This is a genomic window from Bartonella sp. AU15XJBT, from assembly GCF_028618615.1.
Lineage (GTDB): Bacteria > Pseudomonadota > Alphaproteobacteria > Rhizobiales > Rhizobiaceae > Bartonella.
In genome coordinates this window covers 24,693-34,456 of the sequence record NZ_JAQITG010000016.1, presented here as the reverse complement: position 1 = coordinate 34,456, position 9,764 = coordinate 24,693, and the positions used below count along the sequence as shown (strand labels likewise).

At 34.6% G+C, this 9,764-nt stretch carries 7 protein-coding genes; 2 read left to right on the top strand and 5 right to left on the bottom strand.

The window, feature by feature from the left end; all coding sequences use genetic code 11:
* Positions 1-348 precede the first annotated feature (348 nt).
* Positions 349-786, top strand: coding sequence for a MucR family transcriptional regulator (locus PVV57_RS07405; protein WP_273717660.1), 438 nt, complete (start codon positions 349-351; stop codon positions 784-786).
* 104 nt (positions 787-890) lie between these two features.
* On the opposite strand, the gene PVV57_RS07400 is transcribed toward PVV57_RS07405, so the two are convergent.
* Together PVV57_RS07400 and PVV57_RS07395 are read right to left on the bottom strand one after the other, a co-directional pair.
* Complete coding sequence (locus PVV57_RS07400) at positions 891-1,301, bottom strand: SufE family protein (protein ID WP_273717661.1); 411 nt, start codon at positions 1,299-1,301, stop codon at positions 891-893.
* Between the two features lie 179 nt (positions 1,302-1,480).
* Positions 1,481-1,783, bottom strand: coding sequence for a DUF5330 domain-containing protein (locus tag PVV57_RS07395; RefSeq protein ID WP_404977247.1), 303 nt, complete (start codon positions 1,781-1,783; stop codon positions 1,481-1,483).
* A 1,161-nt stretch (positions 1,784-2,944) separates the two neighbouring features.
* Between PVV57_RS07395 and PVV57_RS07390 the strand changes: the two genes are divergently transcribed.
* A complete protein-coding gene (locus PVV57_RS07390; protein ID WP_273717662.1) occupies positions 2,945-3,787 on the top strand; it encodes a peptidoglycan-binding domain-containing protein in 843 nt (280 codons plus the stop codon).
* A 1,748-nt stretch (positions 3,788-5,535) separates the two neighbouring features.
* Here PVV57_RS07390 and ppdK read toward each other — a convergent pair.
* From ppdK to PVV57_RS07375, 3 genes are all read right to left on the bottom strand, one after another.
* Complete coding sequence (ppdK, locus tag PVV57_RS07385) at positions 5,536-8,202, bottom strand: pyruvate, phosphate dikinase (RefSeq protein ID WP_273717663.1); 2,667 nt, start codon at positions 8,200-8,202, stop codon at positions 5,536-5,538.
* A gap of 177 nt (positions 8,203-8,379) precedes the next feature.
* The gene (locus tag PVV57_RS07380) at positions 8,380-9,036 is read right to left on the bottom strand and encodes a DsbA family protein (protein WP_273717664.1); all 657 of its coding nucleotides are present in this window, start codon (positions 9,034-9,036) and stop codon (positions 8,380-8,382) included.
* Positions 9,037-9,119: 83 nt separating this feature from the next.
* Positions 9,120-9,620, bottom strand: coding sequence for a DUF721 domain-containing protein (locus tag PVV57_RS07375; protein ID WP_273717665.1), 501 nt, complete (start codon positions 9,618-9,620; stop codon positions 9,120-9,122).
* Between the last annotated feature and the right edge of the window lie 144 nt (positions 9,621-9,764).

Genomic DNA, 9,764 nt, shown 5'->3' with positions numbered 1-9,764 from the left:
TATTGTATTTTTATAATTTGTAATTTTATTTTTACATTCTCAAAAAAAATAAATAAATTTTATCTTATATTTTTTTATATTTGTGATATATCACATATTATGTATGATATGTGATAGAATAAAATCATATTTTAACATGTGAGAATTTCGTTTTTCTTATTGTATATTATGACAAAAAAGAGGTGTTTATTTGATTTTTTTGTGTTTTGGCAATTTTATAGAATAATTGAATTGACAAAAAAGATTTTTGTACAATATGAAACCCATGTGCATGAGATCTTTATATTATGAGTATATGCACTATATCTCGATTTTGAATTACTCGATTTTGAATTAAAGGAAACAAGAATGGAACATCGTGCAGTCTTAGAGACTGAAAGCAATTTAGTTATTACATTGGTTGCTGATATTGTTGCTGCCTACGTGAGTAATAATTCTATTCGACCGACTGAAGTGCCAAGTTTGATTGCTGATGTCCATGCTGCTTTTCGTAAAGCAGGGAATTTAGAGTTAACAGAAGCCGAAGTCGAAAAACAAAGGCCTGCCGTTAATCCAAAGCGTTCAGTATTTCCTGATTATCTAATTTGTCTTGAAGATGGAAAAAAATTCAAATCTCTCAAACGTCATCTCATGACACATTATGGGATGTTGCCAGAGGAATATCGTGAAAAATGGCAGTTAGATAGTTCGTACCCTATGGTGGCGCCTAATTATGCAAAAACACGATCAGCTTTAGCCAAAGAAATGGGCCTTGGACGCAAAAGCAAACGGAAAAAAGCTAAATAGTCATATTTTATGGTTTCTGTATAAATTTATATATAAAATTGCTTTTTAGAATGCACATTTTCTGTGGTGTTTTTTTGTGTGTGTCGCAATTTTTAGAAGGGGAGTTATATATAGCTTTCGTTACGAATTCGTTTGATCATTGATTTCAGACCATTGGATCGTTGAGGTGTAAGATTTTCATTCAAACCAAGTTTTTCAAAGAGGCCTTGAGCATCAGAGTTGCGAATTTCAGAGGCTTTTTTACCTGAATAAAAAGCAAGAAGAATATAAATGAGTCCACGTACAATATGGGCATCAGAATCACCTTGAAATGTTAAGATTGGGTCTTCTGAATTATTACGTGACGATAAAAGCCACACTTGGCTGACACAACCAGGAACTTTGTGGGCATCGTTTCGAGCACTTTCCGGAAAAGGCGGCAATTCATGGCCAAGCTCAATGACATAACGATAACGATCTTCCCAATTATCCAAAAGCGAAAAGTTCTCTATAATATTATTGATTGTTTCCGCCATTATCTTAGTCCTGTTTCCTTTTAATAATCATGTTGAATATATTTATTGATAGATAAGTATTTATTTTTCCTAACATAACAAATATGAAGAACGTTAAAAATTCTTATTTTAGGATAACATTGTATGATTTTGTAAGAATTCTTGTATTTCCATTTTTTGAGAAGCATTAGGGAGAATATCTATATATTTTTGTTCCCTAATATGTGCCCTAAATATTCATAAGCAGCTCTTGCACCGTAATATGCGCGTTCGCCAAGTAAACTTAAAAAGGACTTCCCTACTTTACAGGTTTCTATATTACGATCACAAAATGTTCCTAAGTCATTTAAAGCTTCCTTAAAAGCAATAATCACATCGCTTGTTATTATCTCATTATTTTTTGAGTTAGAAGAATGGTTACTGCTTGGATTTGCTACAAAAAATGAAATAATGATAAAAATAAAAAACAAAAAAAATGATAATTTGATTAAAAAACGTATCATGGGCAATCAATGTAGTGCAGTGGTAAATGCAATAAAAGGAGTATTTTACACACTGCTTCTTTATAAAAAATTTATAAAATGATTTTTTTATAAAATGGAGTACTCATTTATTGGTCCTATATCATTGGCTTTTTTATAAATATGATTACAATGTCGCTGTATAAAAATGGGATACATTGTCTATTCGGTAAAAAAAATAACACCAAAATTATGATGAAATATCATATAGTTAAAAGCTTATTATATATAATGAACGATGATAAAAAATAAGAGAGATAATCATAATCGTGCATAAGGAGTAGGAAGTTTACACCCCGCATTTTTAGCCTTTTATTCCACAAGAAAGTGTAGCGATAAGATAAGAATTACACACATATCCAATTTATTTTCTCTATTGTGTACATACTTATTTTAAATAATAATCCATCATTTTAAGCTTCGTTGAAAGGGCTAAAGGAGAGTCAAAATTTGTTATTTGGACTCTCTGTCGTTATAATATTTTATATTGTCTATAAAATTTTTACTGGCATGTTATGAAAATGATCAACATGTCGATAAAAATATTCAAAAAATAGATGCATCTCTTATAATTTCATCTCAAGCCAAGATTTTTCTATAACATTGTAAACATCAATTTAATTAATACTTATGAAAATTATTGAATATGAATAGAAGGAATTTATGCAAAAATATAATACCATTAAGAGATAATCGTTCTTACCAAACCGTTTACGAATAAGTAACCCTCTATATGTAAATTATAAAGAATAATGATGATTATCATTAGTTTAGCGTGATAGGAAAATATTCTCAACTTGATTTTAAACAATAGGCAAACATATGCTCCAAAAATGGAGAATGTATTATTGTTTAGATGATTAGATGTGATAATGCTCGTTTGAAAACATCAACATGATCTTGAGTATTAATCATTTGGTGTTTTCTTTGACATATTAAAGATTTGTAAAATATGAAATTGATAAAAGTTGATAAGAGCTCTTATTGATTTATCGACTTATAAATGGATATAATGAAACTGCTTATTTGAGAAGTTTGAAAGGAAAAAGCAATAATATCAATGCACTTCTTTCTAGCTTGAAATAAGAAATAATTTACATTCGTTTCTTTGTGAAAAATAAACGCAACTGAAAATCAAAACTAATGGCAAAAAAGCGAAAGACGTCCCGAAAAAAAACTGTAAAACAGCGTAAATACCATAGTAGTATTTTTATCACTCTTCTCCTGATAATTTTTCATTTTATTTTTTGGATCGCAAAAACTCTTTATTTCTATACACGAAAAAATACTTTATTTTTTGTTGGCTCTCTTCTTTTTATCATCAGTTTTTTCTTTGTTTCATTTAATGCTTTATTTTCACAAATGACAACACATCAAAATATTTTAACTCAAATGACGTTTTCTTCTGCTCAAAGTATAGGAAAAAACTCTAATTTATCCGAAAAAGAAGCAAAATCACCAGAATTCTCTCGTGTAACTTCACTCCATTCTCCAAATCATCACCACACAAATTCACCTTTTCCCCCTCAATCAGCAAGCATGCTGGAAAAGCAAAAAGAACTCGCAGAATTAGGACTTTATGATGGACCTTTAGATGGACTGGATGGACCTAAAACGCGTCGTGCCATCGCTTTATCGGAACAACAAGCTACTCAAAAAAGGCAAAATAATGTTTTATCCAATCCCACAACAGATGAAATTGCGATATTAATTAAACAGAGCGAAATAGAAATGGCAAATAATACAACAACAAGAAATATAACAAATTCGAAAGAAGCTATTTTAGATCTTTCTGTTGAAGATATTTTACAGGTGCAAAAAGCTTTACGTAATTTTGGTCATGAAGAAGTTCTTGTCACAGGAATAGAAGATCAAAAGACGATAGAAGCCTTAAAACAGTTTCAAAAAATGTTTGATCTTCCTATCACGGGAAAAATTAACCACACAATTTTGATGAAAATGCGTGAAATTGGTTTATTAAATTAAAGCGTATTCATCTATTATTATAAAAACAATCTCTTGATTAATAATGATCATTTATCATCTGCTTATTTAATGTCCCCCAATATAAAAATATTCCTCCACCGCAACCCCTTTTATATTAAATAATCAGAATGGTTTTCTTACACATTCCATATTCAATCATATAATTTGCTCGCAAGGAGGGCACGACCAGTTACAGAAAAAAGAAATCATTGTAAGAGAGCAAAGCACTTGTTTTAAAATTTTTATTGCTTCTGATGATAAATGAATACGAAATTCTGTTGTTGCATCACGCCTTCCTTTCATATTCTCGAGCCAGAAATTATCCATATTACTGTCAATTTGATTTTGTGAATATGACGCAAAGAATATGTATGAACACCTGTAAGAATAAGTGGGCGAAAAATCAATGGCGTTATGGTTTTTATTTTGCAAAGTGTTTTAAAAAAGCCGGCACATTTCTCCAATTCATTACTGAAAAGTTTTGTATTTTATGGCATTGTTTTCTAAAAAAACCGTGCTTTTGTTATTGCTTGTAAAGAAATATTCAATCCTCATTCAATCGCATGTTTGTGATAAAGACTAGAGCGTACTTTCTCTGCTCTTGTAGCTTTTAATGCCAAATGGGTGCAAACGTATTGTATATCTCTGTTTGTGTAATCTCTTAAAACAGGGAGGAAGCTTAATTTGGATAGAATATAAAGTTTTAAGGATAGAAACCACTTCTCATCTTGACCATTTTCTTTTCATTCAGCTTTACGACTTTCCAAGATATCTAAAGCAGTGCTTTCTTTTATAAATGATGGAGCTTATTTCTCACACTTTTATTTATCACGTGTCTTTTTAGGTTCACCCTCTCACGTAAAACAAAACGTGTCCCAAACGGAATATACTTTGCCATTCACGAGGCTTTCTTTAGAGAAGCATCTCTCAAAGTACCTAAGCCCATTTTGCAATAACGCCTATGAATAATATAATAGCAGCTCCACTAGGCGCTATCATCTTGACGCTTGTGAAGCAATTACCACACTGTACCTACCTTCAATGTTGCGATAGCTCTTGGCACTTGAAACGATTCATAAGAGGCATATCCTTGCTTTATTTTTTATCTACGTGGTTCTCCCGGCCTGTAAAGAGCAAAAAATATGGTTTTGATTGATTCAATTATAAAAGAAATTGAAATAAGAAAATCTTATGATAGTTGGGACTCTCATTCAATATGAAAAATTAAAATTATTATTATTATAATCAATATCTTATATAAATTTTAGATTCCTTCACAAGCGTAAAGATGATAGCGTACAGTGGGTTTTATAAACACTGGGGGGGATTTTATAATTTCAGGGAATTTTAAATAATCCCATTTCACGAGTGATGACGTGAAATGGGTTAAAAGACGTTTCTTCAAAACAGTCCATAAATGCACAAAATAAATGCATTTGTTTGGAACATTCTGTTTTGGGTGAGAAGACCATCCCCCTATTAAAAAGCAAATGTGTGAATCAACTACACAATAGTGGGTCACTCTCTATCAAAAGTCCCGTCAATATTGAAAGTATATTAATAATACATCTTTGTTCTATCCTGCTTTATATTTTCTCTCATAAATCTCTCAAAAATATACTTTCTTCACGTGATATAACTTATAGTGCATTCTAGAAGTGCTTTTATTTTCCTTAAGGAAGGAAATAAAAAGAATGTATATAAAAATTTATTTCAAGAGTAACGATACAATAAAAAATATTAACCCATTATATCCTTTTTGCTATTGCGGCCTGTGCTGCTGCTAAGCGAGCAATGGGAACTCTAAAAGGAGAACATGACACATAATCTAGGTTATTTTCTTCACATAAGGCAATAGAAGCAGGATCGCCTCCATGTTCACCACAAATTCCCAATTTTATTTTTGCACGCTTTGAGCGTCCACGCTGTGCAGCAATGCTAATCAGTTCTCCGACACCATCACGGTCAATAGATATGAAAGGATCTAGCTCTAAAAGACCTTTTTGAAAATAGGTTGCCAAAAAAGGAGCAGCATCATCACGGGAAATTCCAAAAGTAGTTTGTGTCAAATCGTTTGTTCCAAATGAAAAAAATTCCGCCGTTTCAGCGATATCATCGGCTCGAAGCGCTGCTCTTGGAAGCTCAATCATGGTCCCAACCATATACTGAATAGTGCTTCCCTTTTCTTTCATCACTTCCTCAGCAACCGCATCAATACGCGCTTTTACAAAATCGAGTTCAGATTTAAGTGCAATAAGTGGTACCATAATTTCAAGCATGACAGAAGATCCGGACTTTTGGGCAGCTTCTGTTGCTGCTTCAAAAATCGCCCGCGCTTGCATTTCGGCAATTTCAGGATAAGTAATAGCTAAACGGCATCCTCGTAACCCAAGCATAGGGTTAAATTCGTGCAACTGCTGTGCACGTTCAGAAAGCACTTCAGCAGAAACGCCCATAGCTTTTGCAACATCAAGAATTTCTGCATCGGTTTTTGGTAAGAATTCATGGAGTGGTGGATCGAGCAAGCGAATGGTCACAGGTAAACCAGACATAATTTCAAATAATTCACTAAAATCTGAACGCTGCATTGGCAAAAGCTTGGCTAATGCTTTGCGACGTCCACTTTCATCATGGCTTAAAATCATTTCACGCATGGCAACGATACGTTCACCAGAAAAAAACATATGCTCCGTACGGCAAAGACCAATACCTTCAGCCCCAAAAGAACGCCCCATACGGGCATCAGATGGTGTCTCAGCATTGGCGCGAACTCTTATACGTCGCATCCCATCAGCCCATTCCATTAATTTTGCAAAGTCTCCGCAAAGCTCAGGCTGCAACATCGCGACCTTCCCTTTGAAAATTTCCCCACTTCCACCATCAATCGTGATAATATCACCCTTTTTAAAACTTTCTCCTGAGGCAAGCAGTGTATTTGTGTTATAATCAATTCGCACACTGCCAGCACCAGAAATACATGGCTTTCCCATCCCCCGCGCTACAACAGCAGCGTGGCTTGTCATGCCGCCACGCGTTGTTAAGATTCCTTCAGCAGCATGCATACCATGAATATCTTCTGGGCTTGTTTCTACACGAACCAAAATAACTTTGCGCCCTTCTGCCAATGCTGTTTCTGCCTCTTCTGAAGTAAAAACAATTTCACCCGTTGCGGCTCCAGGAGAAGCCGGTAAACCACGTCCGATAATCAAACGTTCTGCTTTGGGATCCAATGTTGGGTGTAAAAGTTGGTCAAGTGATTTTGCATCAATACGCATCACAGCCTCTTCACGACTGATTAACCCTTCTTCAACCATTTCAATTGCCATCTTGAGAGCCGCACGCGCTGTGCGCTTTCCTGAACGAGTCTGCAGCATCCATAATTTACCTTTTTCAATGGTAAATTCGAGATCTTGCATATCCCGATAATGCTGCTCAAGTTTTTGTGCGATCTGACATAACTTCAAAAAAGCTTCGGGCATGATTTTTTCTAAAGACGGCTTATTTGAACCAGCAACAATACGTGCATTTTCTGTAATATTTTGAGGCGTTCGAATACCCGCCACAACATCTTCTCCTTGCGCATTTACTAAAAATTCACCGTAAAGTTCTTTTTGCCCTGTCGACGGATTGCGTGTAAAAGCAACACCTGTTGCCGAATCTTCTCCCATGTTACCAAAAACCATCGCTTGCACATTAACTGCCGTTCCCCAACTTTCAGGAATGCTATGTAAACGACGATAAGTAACTGCGCGTGCTGTCATCCAACTTGAAAAAACGGCTCCAATCGCCCCCCATAACTGTTGTTCCGGATCTTGTGGAAAAGGGCTTCCTAATTTTTCTTCAACATAGGTTTTATAAGAAATAATAACATTCTTCCAATCATCTGCTGTCATTTCTGTATCAATAGTATAACCATTGCGTGCTTTTGCTTCATCAAGAATCTCTTCAAAATACGAATGGTCTAACCCCAAAACAACGTTAGAATACATCTGGATAAAACGCCGATAACTATCATAAGCAAAACGTTCATTATTGGCTTGTAAAGCAATCGCTTTTACAGTTTCATCATTCATGCCAAGGTTCAGCACTGTATCCATCATCCCTGGCATAGAAGCCCGTGCCCCTGAACGAACAGAAAGCAAAAGTGGTCTTTGTTCATTGCCAAATTCACGTCCTGTTTGTTCAGCAACGCGTCTTAGTGCTTTGTTCACAGATTCTTGTAGCTCTTCTGGATATGATTTGTCATGGGCATAATAAAAATTACAAACTTCTGTTGTCAGAGTAAAACCGGGCGGTACAGGCAAACCAAGATTACTCATTTCTGCCAAATTAGCGCCTTTACCTCCGAGAAGATTACGCTCGCTTGCCCTTCCTTCTGAGCTGCCATCTCCAAAACTATAAACCCATTTTTTCATTGTACAAATCCTCCCATGTTAGTCAAAACATCATTCAACCTAGGCTCATTTAAAAGCAATGTTTTGATTTTAAAATCGGTAAAACAAAAAATATCGCTTCATAAATGCATAATACCAATCCTTCCAAAAGAAAAAGGACCACAAGTCTCACTTATCCACCTTCTGGAAGATTAAAATTTAGTTTTTAAGATGATTATCAATCACCGAAAAAAACTCTTCTACTTTCATAGCACCTTCATATTTATCACCATTGATAAAGAAAGTAGGTGTTGCTGTGACACCAAGTTCTTTACCACGCTCAAAAGATGCATTCACTTCATCTAAAATGGACTGATTTTTCAGACACGCAGTAAAACTTTCATCTGTAAAACCCGCCATTAAGCTAATTTTTTTTAACGGTGTCAGAGCATCTTTTCCCCAAACCCACTCATTTTGTTTTTGAAATAAAACTTCTATCAAAGGAAAATAGCGATCTTCTGGTGCGCATCGTGCTAACATAAAACCTGCTGTTGCCCGAGGATCAAAAGCATAATCGCGGAAAATCATTTTCACTTTTCCTGTTTTGATATATTTTTTACGAATTTGAGGAAGGATATCATTATAAAAATGCGCACAATGCGTACATGTCAACGAAGCATACTCAACAATGATGACTGGTGCATCCACCTCTCCCTCAAAGCGATCCTTTACTTTACCCGATTGAAGAAGCTCAGCCATATCCACTGTTGCAACGGGTTTGACCCCGTGAGCTAAAGCAACTGTTACACTGTTTTGTACAATCGTTATGAAGAGAAAAATTATTCCGAAAGATAAAAAAGAGCGATATTTTACCATAAATAATACTTTTCTGTTGTTATTAAACGAATAGGAATCCAATGCTTTCTCATATATTAAAGAAAAATATATAAAATATCTTGCTATTTATTATTTTTTTCCGAGAAAATGCAACAGCCAAGTTCATAAAGTGATTGGCGTAAGCTTTTATCTTCAATTCCTTCAAGCATTTTTTCCAAGCATTTTTTGTCTTTTTCACTCAAAGCTGTCTTTAGAGGCATATGATTCATAAAAACCGGCATACTCCTTTGCTCAATCTTGATGCGATCAATAGCAATATAGCCAAAAAATCCATTAATTCTATGAAGCAATTCCTCTGTTTCATGCATCAATTTTAATGCAGCAAATCCTTCACATGCGACAACAAGTGTTCCTGGCTTAAAAATGTCATCTTGATCTGCGCGACGTTTCCAAATAATTTTAAGGGGCATTGTATGCTCACTGATATCATAGCCCGCAATCTGTGACCAATGCTCTATAAGCGCGACATTAAGCCCTGTCCGTTTGCGTAAAACTGGATCAAGTATTTTCAATACCGTCTCAGAAAGAGAATAAAAAGCATATTTTTTGTGTTGTTTTCTCATTTTTAGATCATTGTTCAACTATTTACTCAATTACAATCATTTGTTTCATCTAAAAATTATCGCTTTCCCAATTTATAAAATATCAACACAATAGAAATTCTCTCCTCACCAGAATCTCGACAATAAAAATATAAAGAGCAAAAA